Source organism: Enterococcus sp. AZ171 (genome assembly GCF_051714005.1).
Taxonomy (GTDB): domain Bacteria; phylum Bacillota; class Bacilli; order Lactobacillales; family Enterococcaceae; genus Enterococcus_B; species Enterococcus_B pernyi.
Genome location: NZ_JBIORA010000001.1, coordinates 2,703,389 through 2,722,500 on the forward strand (window position 1 = coordinate 2,703,389; position 19,112 = coordinate 2,722,500).

20 protein-coding genes (1 of these 20 cut by a window edge) are annotated in these 19,112 nt (G+C 37.1%); 4 read left to right on the top strand and 16 right to left on the bottom strand.

Annotation, left to right across the window (positions count from 1 at the left end; all coding sequences use genetic code 11):
- Positions 1-164: 164 nt before the first annotated feature.
- From IGJ49_RS13005 to comGA, 9 genes are all read right to left on the bottom strand, one after another.
- Complete coding sequence (locus tag IGJ49_RS13005) at positions 165-1,346, bottom strand: acetate/propionate family kinase (RefSeq protein ID WP_062806107.1); 1,182 nt, start codon at positions 1,344-1,346, stop codon at positions 165-167.
- A 24-nt stretch (positions 1,347-1,370) separates the two neighbouring features.
- Positions 1,371-2,378: a class I SAM-dependent methyltransferase gene (locus tag IGJ49_RS13010; RefSeq protein WP_023520441.1), complete on the bottom strand. Its 1,008-nt coding sequence runs from the start codon at positions 2,376-2,378 to the stop codon at positions 1,371-1,373.
- Between the two features lie 171 nt (positions 2,379-2,549).
- Complete coding sequence (comGG, locus tag IGJ49_RS13015; RefSeq protein ID WP_010734202.1) at positions 2,550-2,903, bottom strand: competence type IV pilus minor pilin ComGG; 354 nt, start codon at positions 2,901-2,903, stop codon at positions 2,550-2,552.
- Entirely contained in the window at positions 2,875-3,300 is a 426-nt protein-coding gene (gene comGF, locus IGJ49_RS13020; protein ID WP_023520442.1) for a competence type IV pilus minor pilin ComGF, read from the bottom strand. Before comGF ends, comGG begins: the two co-directional genes overlap by 29 nt.
- Positions 3,284-3,517 carry a hypothetical protein gene (locus IGJ49_RS13025; RefSeq protein WP_016250009.1) on the bottom strand — a complete coding sequence of 78 codons (234 nt, stop codon included), beginning with the start codon at positions 3,515-3,517 and terminating at the stop codon, positions 3,284-3,286. The genes comGF and IGJ49_RS13025 overlap by 17 nt, the downstream gene beginning before the upstream one ends.
- Positions 3,518-3,575: 58 nt before the next feature.
- Positions 3,576-4,043 carry a competence type IV pilus minor pilin ComGD gene (comGD, locus tag IGJ49_RS13030; RefSeq protein ID WP_010734199.1) on the bottom strand — a complete coding sequence of 156 codons (468 nt, stop codon included), beginning with the start codon at positions 4,041-4,043 and terminating at the stop codon, positions 3,576-3,578.
- The gene (gene comGC / locus IGJ49_RS13035; RefSeq protein WP_010734198.1) at positions 4,024-4,305 is read right to left on the bottom strand and encodes a competence type IV pilus major pilin ComGC; all 282 of its coding nucleotides are present in this window, start codon (positions 4,303-4,305) and stop codon (positions 4,024-4,026) included. The genes comGD and comGC overlap by 20 nt, the downstream gene beginning before the upstream one ends.
- The gene (gene comGB / locus IGJ49_RS13040) at positions 4,302-5,351 is read right to left on the bottom strand and encodes a competence type IV pilus assembly protein ComGB (protein ID WP_051377627.1); all 1,050 of its coding nucleotides are present in this window, start codon (positions 5,349-5,351) and stop codon (positions 4,302-4,304) included. Before comGB ends, comGC begins: the two co-directional genes overlap by 4 nt.
- Positions 5,308-6,234: a competence type IV pilus ATPase ComGA gene (gene comGA / locus IGJ49_RS13045; protein WP_062806102.1), complete on the bottom strand. Its 927-nt coding sequence runs from the start codon at positions 6,232-6,234 to the stop codon at positions 5,308-5,310. The genes comGB and comGA overlap by 44 nt, the downstream gene beginning before the upstream one ends.
- Before the next feature lie 130 nt (positions 6,235-6,364).
- Here comGA and ade point away from each other — a divergent pair, with 130 nt between their 5' ends.
- Positions 6,365-8,104, top strand: coding sequence for an adenine deaminase (ade, locus tag IGJ49_RS13050; protein ID WP_023520446.1), 1,740 nt, complete (start codon positions 6,365-6,367; stop codon positions 8,102-8,104).
- Between the two features lie 53 nt (positions 8,105-8,157).
- On the opposite strand, the gene trmB is transcribed toward ade, so the two are convergent.
- The 4 genes from trmB to IGJ49_RS13070 all read right to left on the bottom strand — a co-directional run bounded on the left by trmB (position 8,158) and on the right by IGJ49_RS13070 (position 11,944).
- Complete coding sequence (trmB, locus tag IGJ49_RS13055) at positions 8,158-8,808, bottom strand: tRNA (guanosine(46)-N7)-methyltransferase TrmB (protein ID WP_010734194.1); 651 nt, start codon at positions 8,806-8,808, stop codon at positions 8,158-8,160.
- 114 nt (positions 8,809-8,922) lie between these two features.
- Positions 8,923-9,702, bottom strand: a complete 780-nt coding sequence (locus tag IGJ49_RS13060) for a phosphotransferase family protein (RefSeq protein ID WP_010734193.1) — start codon at positions 9,700-9,702, stop codon at positions 8,923-8,925.
- A gap of 300 nt (positions 9,703-10,002) precedes the next feature.
- Complete coding sequence (locus IGJ49_RS13065; RefSeq protein WP_438723805.1) at positions 10,003-11,214, bottom strand: ABC transporter permease; 1,212 nt, start codon at positions 11,212-11,214, stop codon at positions 10,003-10,005.
- Complete coding sequence (locus tag IGJ49_RS13070; protein WP_010734191.1) at positions 11,207-11,944, bottom strand: ABC transporter ATP-binding protein; 738 nt, start codon at positions 11,942-11,944, stop codon at positions 11,207-11,209. Before IGJ49_RS13070 ends, IGJ49_RS13065 begins: the two co-directional genes overlap by 8 nt.
- A 135-nt stretch (positions 11,945-12,079) precedes the next feature.
- Between IGJ49_RS13070 and IGJ49_RS13075 the strand changes: the two genes are divergently transcribed.
- The 3 genes from IGJ49_RS13075 (at position 12,080) to IGJ49_RS13085 (ending at position 14,064) form a co-directional block, all read left to right on the top strand.
- Entirely contained in the window at positions 12,080-12,514 is a 435-nt protein-coding gene (locus tag IGJ49_RS13075) for an HIT family protein (protein ID WP_023520449.1), read from the top strand.
- A complete protein-coding gene (locus IGJ49_RS13080) occupies positions 12,507-12,854 on the top strand; it encodes a YtxH domain-containing protein (RefSeq protein WP_023520450.1) in 348 nt (115 codons plus the stop codon). The genes IGJ49_RS13075 and IGJ49_RS13080 overlap by 8 nt, the downstream gene beginning before the upstream one ends.
- A 181-nt stretch (positions 12,855-13,035) precedes the next feature.
- Positions 13,036-14,064 carry a peptidylprolyl isomerase gene (locus tag IGJ49_RS13085; protein ID WP_023520451.1) on the top strand — a complete coding sequence of 343 codons (1,029 nt, stop codon included), beginning with the start codon at positions 13,036-13,038 and terminating at the stop codon, positions 14,062-14,064.
- A 341-nt stretch (positions 14,065-14,405) separates the two neighbouring features.
- On the opposite strand, the gene IGJ49_RS13090 is transcribed toward IGJ49_RS13085, so the two are convergent.
- The 3 genes in view from IGJ49_RS13090 to IGJ49_RS13100 are tightly spaced (each overlapping or abutting the next) and all read right to left on the bottom strand, a layout consistent with a single transcriptional unit that may run on beyond the window.
- Entirely contained in the window at positions 14,406-15,350 is a 945-nt protein-coding gene (locus IGJ49_RS13090) for a 3'-5' exoribonuclease YhaM family protein (protein ID WP_010734187.1), read from the bottom strand.
- Positions 15,334-18,057, bottom strand: a complete 2,724-nt coding sequence (locus IGJ49_RS13095; protein ID WP_224434272.1) for an ATP-binding protein — start codon at positions 18,055-18,057, stop codon at positions 15,334-15,336. Before IGJ49_RS13095 ends, IGJ49_RS13090 begins: the two co-directional genes overlap by 17 nt.
- Positions 18,054-19,112: the 3' portion of a metallophosphoesterase family protein gene (locus IGJ49_RS13100; protein ID WP_010734185.1), read on the bottom strand. 156 nt of this gene lie beyond the right edge of the window; the window shows 1,059 of its 1,215 coding nt (coding positions 157-1,215); the start codon falls outside the window, past its right edge; its stop codon occupies positions 18,054-18,056. Before IGJ49_RS13100 ends, IGJ49_RS13095 begins: the two co-directional genes overlap by 4 nt.

Genomic DNA, 19,112 nt, shown 5'->3' on the forward strand with positions numbered 1-19,112 from the left:
TCTTCTATTTTCCTATTACTAGAAGATATACTTTTCTTAGGCGTTGCTTCTAGCTTCGTTCAGCTGATTTAAATTAGGCAAAAAACCAAAAAGAGCTGGACAATGTCCAACTCTTTTTTTAGAACCCTTATGTTAATCTGACTAATTTCTTAGCGTCATCCAAATTAACGCAAGCGTTCTACATCACGTGCAATCATTAATTCTTCATCTGTTGGGATGACTAATACTTTGACTTTTGAGTCTTTTGTTGAGATGTCTAACTCTTCACCACGTAATTTGTTCAATTCTGGATCGATTTCACAACCAAACCATGTCATACCTTTGATCACTTCGTTACGCACATGACCATCATTTTCTCCGATACCCGCAGTAAATACGATTGCGTCAACGCCGTTCATTGTTGTTACATAGCCACCAATATATTTACGGATACGGTCAACAAACACATCATAAGCCAAACGGATTTCTTCTTTATCGTAATTGTTTTCAAGGTCACGCATATCACTAGATAGATTTGTTAACCCTAAAAGACCAGATTTTTTGTTTAAGATATCAACCATTTCATTGATATCGATCGATAATTTTTCCATTAGATAAGGTAAGATCGCTGGATCGATATCACCAGAACGAGTACCCATCGTTACACCTGCTAATGGCGTGAAGCCCATTGATGTATCAACAGATTTACCACCGTCAACAGCAGTAATTGAAGCACCATTTCCTAAATGACAAGTAATGATTTTTAAGTCTTCGATTGGTTTACCTAACATGTCTGCCGCACGTTCAGAAACATAACGGTGACTTGTTCCGTGGAACCCATATTTTCTCACTTTAAAATCTTCATAGTAAGCGATTGGTAAGCTGTACAAGTAATTGTGTTTTGGCATAGTCGCATGGAAAGACGTGTCAAAGACAGCTACACTTTGGATATCTGGCAAAATTTTCTTAAATGCTTTGATTCCCATTAAGTTGGCAGGATTATGCAATGGCGCAAATTCTGCTAATTCTTGGATGCGTGCCATTACTTCTTCATCAATGACTACAGAGTCACCATAAGTTTCTCCACCGTGAACGACACGATGTCCGACACCTGTGATTTCATCATATGCGCCTAAAATATTTAATTCGATCAATTGGTCTAATAACATTTTTACAGCAACTTCATGATCATCAATATCTAAGATTTGTTCAAATTTTTGGCCTTCACCATATTTGATTGTAAAAATTGAATCATTTAATCCAATTCTTTCAACGATTCCTTTAGCGACTACAGTTTCTTCTGGCATTTGGTATAACTGCCATTTTAAACTTGAACTTCCAGCATTGATTGCAATTGTTTTTGACATGTTACTCTCCTTTTTGGTAAATAGTTATAAGGAAGCTGATTTCCAGTTTTTAAATTCGTTAAAAAACTTCGTCACCTTCTCTGGTTCTTTTAGTGAATCAAGTTTAACAAGCAGTACTTCCTTGGTTTGTTTTGCTTGTTTGCCTTTTTTCTGTAAAATCAAAATACTTTTTTGTGATTGCTTATTTCGGAACAACTCATCCGGCAATTGGATCATACCTTGAAGATAGCCTTCTTCTTTAAACCATTTTTTAATGTACTCGCTTTGCTCTGTCTCCAAGAAATTGCTTGGCATCAAGAATAAACCGAAACCATCTGGCTTGACGTATTTCATTGCCTGTTCCAATAAAAGATGATGAGCATAACTGTGACCTTCTGTCGCGCTTGTCAAAAAGTCTTGCGCTTTTTGATCATTCGGATAAAAGCCGATTGGCAAGTCACTGATAGCGACATCAACTGGTTCGATCAATAATTCTTGTAATCCATCTTGGTGAAAGTATTGAACACTCGCTTGCGCCAACTCACTTGTAGAAGCCGCGACAGAGAGTAGTGTATCATCGATATCCACACCAAAACCTTCTGTATGGTATCCAGCAATGTTTAGGTTTAAAAGAACTGTTAATAACAAATTGCCCATTCCTGCTGAAATATCCAAGACACCGATTTTTCCTTTATGATCAGGGAATAGTTGTTCGATCAAGAAAACAAACAAGAAACCAATACTATCTGGTGTCAATTGATGGTTTGCTTGTAAGTGCTCGGTTTGACTTCCCTTTAACAAAAGCAACTGCGATAAACGACGCCACTCTTCCGGTTCAAATGATAATTCACTCAGTTTTTGATAAAGTTCTGAGATCTGTTGGGTTGTCTTTTCATTTGGTACACCATCTACTACACGTACTTGATAGTTGTCTCTTAAATTTTCGGCATTTTCAACATAAGCTTCTAAAAAAGAAGTTCCCAATGCGTTTTGTAAAAGCTGAATAGCTTCCAGGTTTTGCTCAAACCCTTGTTCCATTTTTTCTGGTAACATCGTGCGCCTCATTTCTAGATATATTATAACAATTATTTTACCTGTTTAATTCTAACGAACAATCACTAAAATTTCAATCGTTTTCATCCTTTTTCTTTGTGAAATAGCGAACATTCAACACCTTCAAAACAGCTGTATTATAGAAAAGAACGGTTATTGCTTTAGAACCTCTTAATCTGTAGTATTTTCTGTATCAATGATTCGCTCTGTAAATTCAAATTGGAAAGGTGAAACAGTTATTACTAGCTCCACTAGGTCCTGTTTGACTGTATACTGGACCGTACCTACATTGTAATCATACTCCCCTTTGCCTTGCTCTTCCAACTGATTGGATTCCATCAGAAACATTTGCTTGATGATCTTTGCTTGGTAATATTTTTTTATGCGTAAATAACTGTCTATTTTTAGACGATAACTTTCAAGTAATCCTTGCATGAAGAATATACATAATAGAAAAAGAGCCAAGCTCGAAAACAACACATTTCCTTTTAACCGCTTATGTTTTTTGCTTTGTCCAAATACCATACTTGTTATCTCCATTCATAAATTCAACATGCAGTAAAATCACTCGATCTTCTTCTTTGAATTGGACATGCTTAACACCTGTCAGCATAGGCTGATGGCCACCAGCAGTTCCACGTTTTCTGATCATTTGCTGATAGCCTTCTATGACGAACGTTTTCTCGTTTTCATAATATAAGCGATTCTCAATGATCGAAATACGTTGACTTGAAGCAAGTTCGTTTTCGAATTGAGCTAAGAAAATTAACCATTCTGTTTGTTCGTCTTTTTGAAAAAATGTATTCAACTTTTCGCTTTGTCGAATAAAGAGACCAAATGATAAAAGAATCGTATTTAGAATAAGTAATGCAATCAGACATTCAATCATTGTAAAAGCAGATACTTTATTTCTTCCGTTCAATGGCGATCACTTCATTTCCATCATTGATTGAAACTTTTCTTATTCTCTGGCTTTGCGTATCGATTACTGTAGTTCCCCGCTCCCACTCTGCTGGTCTTGTCGGCAACTCTCCATATCTACGATAGTTTCTCACGTCTTCATACAATGTCCTCAATAGAAGAATTTCTCGGTCTTTGGTTTGTTCTTGTTGGATCAAGAACAAATTACCAGAACTCATAATATAAATACTCATGGCTGTGATCATTAGCGCGGTTAATGATTCAAGCAGTACAAAGCTAGCTAGATTGGATTCTTTTGATATAACGACCACCTCCTAGTTGGAATTGGTAAATGATTCTTTGTTTCTTTTCTGGCCAATAAAATTCATACGCCTTCAACGAGCTTTCGTTCCCTGTCTTCGCAGCATAAGTAATCGGTGCATGACGTTGGATGGTCAAAGCTTCAGGGATCGGCAACACTTGCCACTCCATTGATGAGTAAGGAGGCACCTCAAATAAAAGACTATGACGCTTTGGATCATAATAAAAACGAGTAACTTGTTGATGGATAATAGCACTTTGTTGTACGAGATCGATCCTTTTTTCTAGCTGATCAAAAAAACGATGGATCGATTGTTCTTTTTCTAAAGAATGGAATGAGAGGACAGGAAAGATAAAGAAAGCAAGGGAGACAATCAAGACAATAATCGTTTCTGCTAAAGTGTAAGCTTCGGTGAGGTATTTATTAGTTCTTGCGATACGCATCGGCATGTTCCTGTTTGATGTATCCTTCTCGTAATAGTTCATCAATACTTGGGATCTTTCCATCATTTTGTAATGCGTAAAGTTCACTTTGAGCATCAATCAGTTGCATAACTGCTTCACGACCTTCCTTATTGACATGATCACGATAACGAGAAATATTGGGGATAAATAGTAAAACTAACGCACTAATGACGAGTAAGACGATCAACATTTCAATCAGTGTAAAACCTTTTAGACGAGCCATTCTTTTTCTATTCTTCATTTTAGAACCTCCTCGATATTTCCATATACTGGCAACAAGATAGCCACATAAATCAGCAAAATCAATACAGCAATCCCTAAAAAAAGGACTGGTTGGACCCAGTGCAACCAACGATGGATTTTTTGAAAAAATTCTTTACGTGTCAAATCACTGTAAAACAATAATTCTTTACCTAAATTTCCTTTGGCTTCTCCTTGTAGTACGATTCGACTAAACTCGGTCGTCAAAAAACCGTATTGCTCAAATTGTTGCGCCAAAGGAATACCTAGTTCGAGCCCTTCCATTAATTGATACGCTAAAGACTGAACCAAACTTCCTTCTTTAGTTTCTTTCAAACAGCGAATAATTTGTTTCAAGTCGAGGCCTTCATAAAATAGTTTGCCTATTTCTAGTGCTAGATAAGCTGATTGATAGGAACGATAGATCTTTCCTATCATCCATTGCTTACTTATCCACTCACTTCTCTTGACAACTTCCAACTTTTTCAAGCGAAAAAAAATCATTGAACCACAAAAAATACTACTACCAACGGCACCTAAGAATAGCCAAGGACTTGTTTGAAGCAATCGAATCCCCCAATGTGTCGTGGTGACCATGTCGGTCTGAAGCAATTGTGGCAAGACGAACTCACTTAGACTGACTAAAATGCCGACTAAAAAGACCAACAATACCAGTGGATAGCTGATGACCTTTTTTAAGTCTCTTCGAAATTGTTCAATCAATCGAAATTGTTCAGCGATGCCCTTTAAAGTTTCGACTAAATTTCCATGGACTTCTGCCAGTTCCACCTGTACGAGTTGCTCTTGCTTAAATCCCAATTGCTGAAGGACAAAATGAAAAGATTCGCCAGCTTGAAGATTTCTTTTAGCGAAATGGACATAAACTTGTGGTATCAGTTGCAGTAATTCCAATAAATCAATTGCTTGCTGTAAACTAAAGCCATTCAAGAGTAACTCACCGATCGTTTGGATAAAACGAGTTTGTTGTTTGTGATCCATCTTTTTAAAATGGATAGGATTGCCAAACATTTTTTTGTGCCTCTTCATAGCTAGCTCTCCATTCTTTTCTTTCGATTTCATTGTCAGAAAAACAATAAGACCACAATGCTGTCAGTTGTTCATTAAAATCAGGCAGCAACTCTTGATAGATAACGCCGGACAAACATTCGTCAAATCCATCGTTTCTCGTTAGTTCTTTCATCCTTGCCACAGTCCCCTTGAGATCTCGTGCATGGACGGTAGCAAATACACGATGGCCCGTCAACGCTGCCCGAATCGCTGCATCTGCTGTCTTCTTATCTCTGATTTCACCGACAATCAATAAATCAGGACGATGACGTAAGGCTAGTTTTAATAGCTGATCATAAGTCTGATCGATTTTTTCATTGACTTGTAACTGTAAAAACAATGGCTCTTCAATTTCTACTGGGTCCTCGATCGTGATCACTTGTTCCTCATTCCTACGAGCAAGGTGATACATCAATGACGTTTTACCAGAACCGACCGGTCCACTAAACAAAAACAATCCACGGTTGTTCGTACTCCGCTCAATAACTTGCAAGTCTTTGGGGACAAAACAGCGAAAACTTTTTTCATTCAATGCATAGAGTATCCGGATGACTAAGCTCTCTCTTTGTAAATAATCACCTACGGACGAGAGTCTTAATCTTATCATTCGTTGATCCACTAAATAAGTCAGTGAGCCTAGTTGTGCTTTTCTTCTTTCACCGATATCCATTTGTCCCAGGTACTTAAAACTAGCGATCAATTGTTGTCCAATCTCAAGGGAGATCGATTTTTGGAATGTTCGTCTTTTACCTGTACGAAAATAAACCTTAAAATCTTCTACATATGGCAAAATATAGATATCTTGCACTTTATTTTTAGCTCCTCCATAAATGATCTCATTTGCTAAATCTTTTATCTTCATTTCTTTGCCCTCCAAGAAAATATACGTCTTTTTAAGATGAATCGTTTATTTTTACAAAATTTAATGAAAATCATAGGTTAAATCCGAATTTATGTTATACTAGTAAAAATTTATTTGGGGAGGTTTCAGAGTGGATTCGCACTTAAACAAACACATTGCAGTTGCAGGAAAAAAACAACCCGCTGATTTAGTTATCAAACATGCAAAAATCGTCAACGTCTTTACGAAAACAATCATGGAGGGTGATGTCGCTGTCTGCGACGGAAGAATCGTAGGTATTGGGGAATACGAAGGTACGACTATCTATGATGCAAAAGGACAGTATTTAGTTCCTGGTCTGATCGATGGTCATGTGCATATCGAAAGTTCTCTATTAGCACCTAAAGAGTTTGCGAAAATCTCTCTATTACATGGTGTGACAACAGTAGTAACTGATCCTCACGAAATCGGTAATGTCGCCGGAAATGTGGGCCTTGAATTTATGCTGGCAGATGCAAGAGAGACACCAATGAATATATTCATCATGCTACCTTCATGTGTGCCTGTCACACCATTTGAAACAAGTGGCGCTGTCTTAGATGCAAAAGCACTTGCTCCTTTTCTTGAGTATCCTGAAGTACTTGGTCTAGCTGAAGTAATGAACTATCAGGCAGTCGCTTCAAATGAGCAAACGATTATCGATAAATTACAGCTGATGCATCAAAAGAACAAAAAAATCGATGGCCACGCCGCAGGAATAAACGGAGACGACTTAAACGTTTATTTAACTGCGGGCATTCGAACAGACCACGAAGCAACGACCGCCCAAGAAGCGGAGGAGCGTTTAGCGCTAGGAATGTATTTGATGGTTCGAGAAGGAACCGTAGCAAAAGATCTCCAGGCACTCTTACCTGCTATCACACCAGACAATTCACGTCGCTGTTTATTCGTGACTGATGACAAATTGATCAATGATCTTGTAACAGAAGGTTCCATCGATCATATCGTCCGTGAAGCCATCTTGGCGGGCATGGACCCACTACAAGCCATCCAAATGGCTTCATTGAATGCGGCAGAATGTTTTGGCTTACAACATTTAGGGGCAGTTGCGCCAGGCTATCAGGCAGACTTTTTCTTAACAGATGACTTGAAAAAGTTGCCGATCAATACCGTGTTCTATCAAGGAGAAACGGTTGTGATAGATGGACAGTTGGTCCCTGAAGTTACAAAATTAAAAATTCAGCCAGCGATTGATGCATTACCAAAAATGACAGTTGCACCATTTGGTCCACACTCTTTAGAACTAGCTTTATCTTCATCAACCGCTCATGTCATAGAAATCATTCCAAATAGTTTGTTGACCAACGATTTATTGGAGCAAGTTCAAGTCGATAATGGTTCTTTCACTCCTTCAGTGGCAGATGATCAACTAAAGATTGCTGTCATCGAACGACATCATGCTACAGGAAATATTGGTCTAGGAATTGTAAAAGGATTCCAACTAAAAAGGGGGGCCTTAGCTACTACGGTGGCTCACGATTCACATAATATCGTCGTTGTAGGAACAAATGATGAAGATATGTGCTACGCTGCTGAACAATTAATCCAAAAAGGCGGCGGGATGATTGTTGTAGATCAACAAACTGAATTAGCTTGTTTACCATTACCTATTGGCGGTTTGATGTCACTCGAATCTTATGAAACAGTTAATCAGCAATTACTGAACTTGACTGACCAAGCACATCATTTAGGCGCAAGTGAAGCATTCGATCCATTCTTGACACTTTCATTTTTAACGTTATCAGTTATTCCTGAATTGAAAATCACTGATATGGGGCTCTTCTCTTTTTCAAAATTTGACTTGATTCCCGTCTGTGATCAACAAGACTAAAAAAATAAAAAAAGAAGAGACAAGAACTTACAGTTCCTACTCTCTTCTTTTTTCTATTTGGTTTTGTCCACAAACTGTGCTTCCACACGATAGATCCGTTGTCCTCGAGAAGAAAACTTCTCTTCATATTCTGTCATGATATTGTCTTCAAAATCACTTTGATGTAAATCAAGCCAGACTTTTTTTAGACGCATCCCGTATTGTGAAAAACTAGCCAACGAATATTCAAACAATCCTTGATTATCTGTTTTGAAATGAATTTCGCCATTTGGTTTTAGGATCTCTTCGTCAACAGCTAAAAATGTACGATACGTCAAGCGCCGTTTTTCATGTCTCTTTTTAGGCCATGGATCTGAAAAATTCAAATAAATCTGATCGATCTCATTCTCTGAAAAGTACTCAGTCAAAGCAGAACCGTCCACGTGCAATAATCTTAAATTAGGTAATGGTTCCTCCAATACTTTATCTAAAGCAATAGACACGACACTTACTTGCATTTCGATCCCAATATAATTGATTTCTGGATGAGCTTTGGCCATCCCAGTAATAAACTGTCCTTTTCCCATGCCGATCTCAATATGGATTGGTTGATCATTGCCAAATAATTCTTTCCATTTTCCACGCCATTTTGTTGGCTCACTGATGACGATCTCTGGATGAGCGGCTAGCATTTCTGCTGCATTTGGTCGGTTGCGAACACGCATCTTTTTCTTCCTCTCTATTCCTATAAAAGATTGTTCCTTGTATTTCACTGAATTTATTGTAAACCGCTATTGGTATTACCCCTAAAAATAAAAAAATCAACTGAATATCCGAGCTTAACCACTAAAAATTCGTTTGAGTTGTAAAATCTCTTCATTCATTCGTCGATAATCTTCACGTTTGCAGTAGCGTGTGATTTCTTGTAATAGGTTCATCACCGCATACCAATGTAGTTTTTCTAAAATTTCATCTGTTGGTCGGATACCGTAGCTGATCAACCACTGATTCCAACTAGACAATGGCACGTAATTTCCTAAAATAGTCGCGATATCTACCGCTGGATCAGCGAACATGATTGAATCCCAATCAACTAAATATAAATAATTTTTACAGACTAACCAATTCCGATGATTGACATCTCCATGCACGACCGCTAATTTTTCCTTGTCTACCGAAGGAACTTGTTGGCACAAATAGCGATAAACGAGTTGTAAAAATTGATTGTTTTTTAAGCTGTCCGGCAAATCTTGTTCATAATATTGCAGCATTTTCTGGGGTGTCAATACTCTACCACCAATTCGAGAAAGCATGGTTTTTAAAGACGTTGAATGATGTAGATGATAAAGTACATCAATGACATCATTTCTTTGGCCAATCTCACTAGGCGTCAACAAGCGGCCTTCCAGCCATTCTTGTGCGGTCAAGGTATCGCCATCTCCTGTTCGCTTAGTCCACACTAATTTAGGCGTAATGCCTTCACGAGAGAGTGCAGCGAGCATTGGCGTTGTGTTCCTCTTGATAAAAACTTTGTCTTTATCACGCATGCCTATGTATGTTTTTCCTGTGTCACCTTTGATGGGGCGTAACCGCCACTCTTGGTCTAACTGAAACTCCATCGCGCATTCTCCCGTCCTCTACTATATGTTTGCAGTATCTATTATTCTAGTCGCCCAAGTCTTGAACGTCAAGCACATATACGTTCTTTTTCTATGTTTTGCCTTCTAAAAAACCAACTTTTATCAAAATAAAAAAAGTCCCTAGTGATTTCTTCCTATAATAAGGTTTAATACATCCTTTTTTGACCATGGAAAAAAATAGGAAAGTTCGAAAAAACATAAAGTAATTTCGGACTTCCCCACAATTCTTGTGATCTATTCTCGTAAAATAATAAAATTTTTCTGCTTGATTTCTCAAGACTACTCCGCAATCTTCTTGAGCCGCGATGGCACGTACCATTTGATCAAGAGTCCGTTGACAACAAGATAGACCAAGATAGGTAGCCATCTCTCATTTCCATCAAGAACAACAGCAGCGATCACTCCAAATAAAACAGCAACAAAAGTCAATAACCACGTCAAAAGACGTTGGAGTGCTCCACTTTTTTGACTCTGTGGGATAGGATACAATTGGCCCAAGATCATATAGCGAAACTGACTGTATAACGGTAATAACTGAAAGCCAATCAAATATAGAAATAATGAGCCAATACCTAAAGTAAAGTATAGATCGTTGATTCCGGCGATAATGATCGAGCCAATCACTGTCAAACGTACGTACAAACCAATAAAGTCTGACCCTCTAGCAAAACGTCGAACAAATAAATAAAAATACGTGTTTTTCGTTTCTTTCTTGATTCCTCGTAACACCGGATCAAGATAACGGCGCCTTTTGACTTTCGCGGTGATCTCCGGCACATCTGTAAACAAATTGATGAACTGATAGATTTGGTGCAAACGTTGTTTTTCTAATTGGATCATTTTTTCCCAGTCCAAATGAGCGGACAGTTTTTTCCATAAGAACCCATAATAGATCCCAGCTTGAACAGATGAAAGAATCAAGCCCAACCAAATATTCCCATAAAAAGAAAGAAGTAAGATCCCAAATGACGAGACCCACCAACCATATTTAAACAGGTTTTTACGTGTTTCTTCCATACGATAAAAATCTACTCGCTTCACTTGTAAATGACTAGACTTCAAACTCCATAGTATAAGTAGATAAACAAAAAATAGCGAAAATGGTTGTTGCGTTGAAACCACAACTAACGGCATCGCAAATCCACACACTAATCCTAGAAAAACCATAGGAAAAATACAAGAATAACGAAAAGCTCGTTGCAAATAGCCTTTCATTTCTTTTTCTTTCGGTAAAAGAAAAACTAAATCTGCCGGCTCCGCAAAAGTCGCGATTTTCCCAACGATCAAGCAAATCATCCAAATCAATGAGACGATGATACCTCCCATCGAAAAAGGAGCTTCAAGTGTTTTTAGCCAGTTAGAATAATAAAGGCCTAGACCCCCAATCAAAAATAAACAGACTAATACAAAATGGTCGTTGAATACATAGCGTAAATATTTCATCATTTTTTTATGATGTTTTGCTAGTCTTTTTTGAAAAAAATCATTCATAACCTTGCTCCTTCGTCAATGCGATGTAGATTTCATCTAGGGATGCTTCCGGCATTCGAAAAGCAGTTTGCAACTCTGCTAACGTGCCATCTGCTCTGATTTCTCCTTCATGAAGAACAACAAAACGGTCACAATATTTTTCAGCAGTGGCTAAAATATGCGTAGACATCAAAATACCCGATCCTTCATTTTTCATCTCGACCATTAATTCCAACAAAGCATTGATTGCCAACGGATCTAGCCCTAGAAAAGGTTCGTCAATGATATACAAAGATGGTTCAATCAAAAAAGCACACAAAATCATGACTTTTTGTTTCATCCCTTTTGAAAAATTCGCTGGAAACCACTCTAACCGATTGGACAATCGAAACGTGTGTAACAACTTTTCTGCCCGTTTCATTGCAATATCCATTGGAATGTTATAAGCCATCGCCGTTACTTCAATGTGTTCTTTTAACGTAAGTTCTTCATACAATGAAGGTGTTTCTGGAATATAACCAATTTGTTTACGATAATTTTCTACATCCTTTTTAAGGGATAATTGATTGATCTCGATTTTGCCTTTCGTTGGTTCAAGCAAACCGATAATATGTTTGATCGTTGTACTTTTTCCTGCTCCATTCAAACCAATCAACCCAACCATTTCTCCAGGTTGAACGTTAAAACTGATATCTTTCAAAACAGGTAAATGACCATAGCCACCTGTAACATGTTCGATTTTTAAACTCATATTTCTTCCTCCGTTATTATATTGTCTTCATTATACCACGAAGCAAATCACGTCCAATTATTTTTTACGTGCATTCTCACGAACTTATGTTAAAGTTGAGGTAACGAAATTTGAATAGAAGAAAGGTGTTTTTATATGGACAATTGTATTTTTTGTAAAATCATCAATCAAGAGATCCCTAGCTATAAAATCTATGAAGACGAGAAAATCTATGCGTTCTTAGATATCTCTCAATCAACTAAAGGACACACATTGATCATTCCTAAAGAACACGTAACTGATATCTTTGATTACAACGAGGAATTAGCCAGTGATGTCTTTGCCCGTATCCCAAAAATCGCTCGTTCCATCGAAAAAGCATTTCCCGAAATGGAAGGTTTAAATATTATCAATAATAATCGAGAACTAGCCTATCAAACTGTATTTCATTCCCATATCCATTTAATCCCGCGTTATAGTAAACAAGATGACTTCTCCATTCACTTTGGAAACCATCAAGCAAATTATACAACGGAAGAAATGACTGCTATCCAAGAAAAAATCAAAGAGCAGGTGACGATTCATGGTTAAAAATTTTCTAAAAGGATTAGTATTCGGTGCTGTTACCGGTGCAGCAGCAGGATTATTATTTGCACCACGTAGTGGAAATGAGACCAGAGAGAAATTGATTGCAGAATTAGATGAAGCAACTGAATTAACTAACGAATTAAATAACAGTTTAAATCATTTTAAACACGCGTTATCTGAAACAAAAAGAACAGCTGAAACTGTTATCCCATCTTTTCAAGAATCAATCGAAAAAGACCTTGAAAATTTCAAATTCCAAGCAGAACCACGAGTGACACAAATCCAAGAACAAGTAGAAAAACTTTCGGCACATTTACCTGAAAGCTTGACAGACGTGCAATAATGATCAAAAATCAAGCGCTTTTGATAACTATATGTCTTTTTCATGTACCTAGATGTATGGAATGTGACAAAAATTTGAATTTTGTTTGAAACTATCAGTCAGAACGTTTTTATTCGCTCATAGATATGGTATAGTAATATTTGTGAAAACCAATAATAAATTACAGGAGTGCAAAACTTAAATGAAAAAGAAAAAAATAATTTTAGCTGCGACAAGTGCGTTAGCTATTCTAACACTAGCAGCTTGTTCTGGTGGCGGGGATACAAACAAGGATATCGTAACCATGAAAGGCGGCACAATCACCGTCGCTGATTTTTATGAAAAAGCAAAATCTGAATCTGCTAACCAACAATTACTTCAACAAATGGTGATCTATGATGTATTCAATAGCAAATACAATGATAAAGTTTCAGATAAAGAAGTAGATGCTGAATATAATAAAACAAAAGAAACTTATGGTGACAGCTTCGAGACACAATTAGAATCTGCAGGATATACAGAAGAAAGCTTTAAAGAATTCCTTCGTAATAATCTTGTCTTTAAAGCTGGGATCGAATCTCATGTGAAATTGACAGATGAAGACTTGAAGAAAACGTGGGAAACATTCCACCCAGAAGTAGAAGCACAAATCATCAAAGTTGCTAGTGAAGACGAAGCAAAAGAAGTTAAGAAATCAGCTGATGACGGCAAAGATTTCGAAGAACTAGCGAAAGAAAAATCAACAGATACAACTAAAGACGATGGTGGTAATATCAAGTTTGATTCAGAAACACAAACTGTTCCATCTGAAGTAAAAGAAGCTGCTTTCAAACTTAAAGACGGTGAAATCTCAGATGTGATCACTGCAACAAATCCTTCTACTTATGCAACAGAATACTATGTCGTTAAAATGGTGAAAAACCAAGATAAAGGAAATGACATGGATAAATTCAAAGATCAATTAGAAGAAATTGCGACTCAAGCAAAAGTGAATGACAGCGAATTTCAAACAAAAGTAATCGGTGAAGAACTAAAAGAAGCGAATGTAAAAATCAAAGATGACGCATTCCAAAACATCTTGACACCATTTACTTCAGCTACAACAAGTACATCTTCAACTGAAGACTCAGCAACAGAAAGCTCAGAAACAAAGAGTTCTGAAACAAAATCAACTGATTCTACTGAAGCATCAGAAACAGAGCAAAGCACGACTGAATCAACAAACGAATAAATACTATACGCTTCTAGACATTAAAAATAAATGCTAGAAAGTATTTAAAAAATGGTTTAGGAAGAGAAAATTCTTCCTAAACCACTTTTTTGAATACGATAAGTTCTCATTATCCATCTCTGCTAACGGAAAGTAAAACATTCTTTGGGTTCATAAAAAAATGTTTGGGGACATAGTTCTCTTCGGAAATAAGACAACACCCACAAAAGTTTGAAAAACTACTTTCGTGGGTGTTGTCTTATTTATCGAGGCTAAATACTTTCGTCTTGATCTCTTTAAAACTAGTGAGATGCTATCAATAAATTATTACGTATCTTTCAATACCTAATCAACAATTACCATCATTTCTGTTTTGGTACATAAAAACTACGATTATCTAAACCAAATATTCGATCTGTATATTTCCCTGGCTCTGTTTGACGAATCGCAGTAGTCATCATTTGCATTGAAGCATCGATCGTGTCGATTTGGTGTAATACTTCCGCTTCCATGATTCGAGGACGAACAGGCGAACCATATTCTAACAATCCATGATGTGATAGAACCATATGACGTAAGATCAGCACATCTTCTTCTTCCTCACTGATTTTCAACGCTAAACAAGCTTTTGTTATTTCTTCATCAATTAAAACTAAATGCCCTACTAAATTACCTGCTAATGTGTATTCTGTTGCCATTGAGCCGGACAACTCGATCACTTTTCCTAAATCATGTAAGATAATCCCCGCATAAAGTAGTGGGCGATTCAATTCAGGGTATTCATCAGCAATCGCTTTACCTAAGTGTAACATCGATACTGTATGATAAGCCAATCCACTAGCAAATGCGTGATGATTTCGTTTTGCTGCTGGATATTCAAAAAATTGTTTTTGGTATTTATTGAGTAAATAACGTACGATTCGATTCCAATGTGCATTGGTGATCTCAAATAGCAATTGGTTGATTTCTTCTTCCATTTCTTCTTTTCTCAATGGTGCTCTTTCCATGTACAAACTGGGATCACTCGGTTCATCAACTTTTGTTAAACGCATATGCAAGATTTTAACTTGAGGGTTTCCTTGATAGACCTCGCGTTTACCATTTAAAAAGACAACTGTTCCCGGTGTAAATTTTTTGATCTCGTCCTCTGATGCATCCCAATATTTGCCATCAATTGTTCCTGATGTATCTTGAAATGTAAAAGCGATAAATTTCTTACCGTTCTTAGCAATTCTTACATCTGCATTTTTGATCAAAACGAATTGTTCGAATTGTTCATCAACGACTAATTCACGTATTTTTTTCACTATTTGCACCTTCTAACTTTCTCACAGATTGTTCTAGCTCATGATAATAGCTTACCATTTCTTGATCAGAAGACAAGCAGATTACTTGATAGGTTTTGCTAAATTCAGCTAGTAGTTTAGCTAAACGGTATTTTCTCTTATGGTCGTAGTGTAGCCAGCCATCATCAATGATCACTGGACAGATCGAACGTTTCGCTTCCAAAGCAAGATATGCAAAACGCATCGCCATAATCATCTGATCCTTTGTCCCTGTCGATAGTTCATAAATTGGAAACTCATCTGTACCATTTGTTAATGTCAATGTATCGTTTTTCAATTGTATTTCTTGGTACTGTCGATCAGTTAGGATACTTAGATAGTCTCCAGCTAATTTGAGTAACTGTGGTAATTGCCGTTCACTTAATTCTGTCGAAAGATCACCTAAAAATGTCCCAGCAATCACTAAGCCTCCCCACTCTTCAAATAAAGTTTGTAGTTGTGCTTTTTGTAGACTTTCCTGTTGATATAATTCATCTAATGTCCCGTCTTGTTGTAATCCCTCAATTTGCAACTGCAAACGTTGACGTTGCTCACTCTTCCTACTTTCTTCCCTCTTTAGTTCTTGCAATCGTTCGGATTCATGAGCAATCTGAGTCTGCAACTGGCTATAAGTAATGACAGTTTTAAAAATTGGGGAAAGAATATGCGTCAATTCTTCAAAACGCGCTTGTTGTTGCTTCGTTTGCTCCACCTTTTGTAAAAAAATCGGTACTTCTGATGGGTAAGAAAGTTCTGCTCTAGTAAATTGTTCTTTGTATTCCTCCAACCACATTTTTTGTTTCTTTTTCAATGCGTTGATTTCTTGTTTCAATAAAGTATTCTGTTGATAACTTCTAGCATATTTCATTTGTTCCATCTCTTGGATGAACGTGGTTAATAGCGCCATTTTTTCCGAGAGAGATTTATGTTGGAGAGGTAGCCATTCTTTTGCTAGGTCAAGTTTCCCATCTATCTGTAAGAGTTGTTCCTGTATCTCACGTTCTCGTTGTTGCTTTTTTTGGAAAACAGCATAAAGCTTTTGATAATCTGTTACTTCTTGGCCCTCATTTTTCATCGTTTCAAGCGTGTTCATTATTCCTAATGAGTGATGATAGGCAAAATCAGCCACTGATTGTTCCATTTTTTGTTGCTTTCGTTTATTCTCATTGATTGTTTGAGTAATCTCTTCTAATTGTGCCAATACAATATCCAGTTGTCCTAGTTTCTCTTGCCATTTCCCTTTGATTTCTGGCAAATTTTGGTTTGTAGTGTTCTTAGGTTTTCTACGAGTCAACGTATAGCCAACCACTCCCAAAGCAAGCAATGGCCCCAATATTTTTCCAGGCATAGGTAAGATTAAACCAATCACAGCTAACACTAACGCACTAACGTAAAATTTGAAAAAGGATTGTTTTTCCGGAACATCCTGGGTCGGTCTTGTTTGGATCAGCGTTGGATGGGCTAGTTCTAATTCATTGATCTCTGCTTCTAGTGTTTGTTGCTGTTCCTTCACAATATCAAAACGAATCGCTAACTGACTGTGTTCATCATTTAATTGTTGCGCCATCGTATACAAAGAACGCCACTCTGGATCATCAATAAATTCCTGTGGTCGTTGCAATCGATCCCAGCGCCAACGTTGTTCTAAGATTTTCAATTCTGACGCTGTTTCCCTTGTCTCTACTTGCAGTCTTTGCCACTCATCCATTAATTGCTCAGTTGAAAATTGCTTTTGCTGTAGTGCTTTCAACTCTTGTTCTTGTTCTAAATAAAAATAATAACGTGCAGACTGTTGATCCATCCCACTATGTCGCTCTAACGAAGCCTCAAGTTCTTCCAGACGTTCGTTCATTTGTTGATAACGTTTGGTAAATACTTCTAAATCTTGTATTAGTGATTCATCCGGTACTTCAGCTAGCATATTTTTTTTCAGTGATTGCCACTCTTCATATAAAGAGAAATTCAATTCTTGTTGATGATACAGCGTAAGTTTTTGATTGATTTGTTCGATATCATGCAATAAGAGCTGTTGTTGTTCTGCTAGTCGTTGTTCCTCCATGATCCATTCACTATAGATCGCCTCTTGTTCTTGCTTTTGATGAATCTTTTCTTGTAGTTGTTTCCATTCATTTAGTCGCTGATTAATCACTAATTTTTGACCTTTTCTTTTAAACAACTTATCAGCTGATTGATAATATTCTTGTCTTTTTTGAAAGACATGAGAACTTCCAGTGATTCCTAATGAAATCAGCGCATCATGTAATTCTTTTTCTGTTAAATGAGCAAGTTCACTCAGTTGTTCTTGTTGAAATGTAAAAACCTGCTGGAATAACTCTTTCGTCAAAGGTGAAAGTAGTTTTTCTAAGAGTTCATCACTTCCACTTTGGCCATTACATGTGACCTTCGATTTACCTCTATTTTGTTGTTTATATCTCTCAACATAAATTTCTCCATGTACAGGATGATTCAGCCATAATTTCCCACCATATGCAGAACCGTCTCTCGGTGTGTAATCTTTCTTTTTCTTCCCTTTTGATGGAAAACCAAAAAGGATTGCTTGAATAAATTGATAAATTGTTGACTTTCCCGCTTCATTTTCACCGTAAATCAACTGATTGCCAGAGGTAAAATCAAAGGTTTGCTGACGCCACTTTCCAAAAGCTGCTATTTCGATTTTTAAAATATTCATTCAGTACCCCCCTCAAACAAAAAGTCTTGCCGAATGATTTCTTGGGCCTTTTGTATCGTAGATTCTTGAAAGTCCGGTAGCAGATCCAACACTTTGATTGCCTCTTGATTTGTGTAGGCTTCATGTAATATATGCTGAAAATCTTCTTTTGTTTGGTAATTTTCGAATAGTTGTTCAAACATCAATGTGGAAGCAGACAAAGAAATTTTTACCTTGTTATCTCTTTCTAAAGTAGAGATGCGCCAAATAACTAAATTCGAAAATTTCCTGTTTGTTTCTTCCTTCAAATAATCTAATAATTCTCCAGAATAAATACGATCCAACACTTCCTGATCTAAGTGTTCATAATCAATGATCTCAAATTCAATGAGAGTCATCTTATTGGGTTCAACTAATTCTTGCTGGATTTTCTTCAATACATCCGTCGTTTGTTTCACTTCTCTGAGAGAAATTTGCTGACGTTTCCAATAAACTTCTGCAACTTTTATAGGTGTTGTTCGACAAGATGCTCCTTGAAGTTCAACTAAAACTATTGAAGTCGCAGGCTCTTCTTTTTTTGTATGACCTTGTGGTGCACCAGGATAAAGAATGGTCCCTTTTTCATTTAATTTAGTTGGAACATGGATATGGCCTAATGCCCAGTAGTCATAGCCTTTTGCTTCCATTTGATTTGCTTGAAATGGTGCATAATTCCCATGAGTTGACCCAGTTTCACCATGATAGAGTCCAATATGGTAGTCGACAGCAAAACGTTGGGGAAATTCAGGTACTTTTTCCTCAGTGATCCATTGTTTTGTGTAACTAAAACCACTGAGTGCAATCGTTTCGCCAGCATCCGTCGTCATTTGCAGTGTCTCTACAGTTTCCGAAGTAAACAAAGAAAGATTCTCGGGAAATTCAAACCAATATCTCTCTTTTTGATAAAAATCATGATTACCAAATGTTAAAAAAACTGAGATATTGTGTTCTCCTAAGCGCTTGATTTGTTCCGAAAAATGCTTTTGGATCTTTAGCGAAGGACGATTCTGGTGGAAGCTATCCCCTACCAGTAAAAC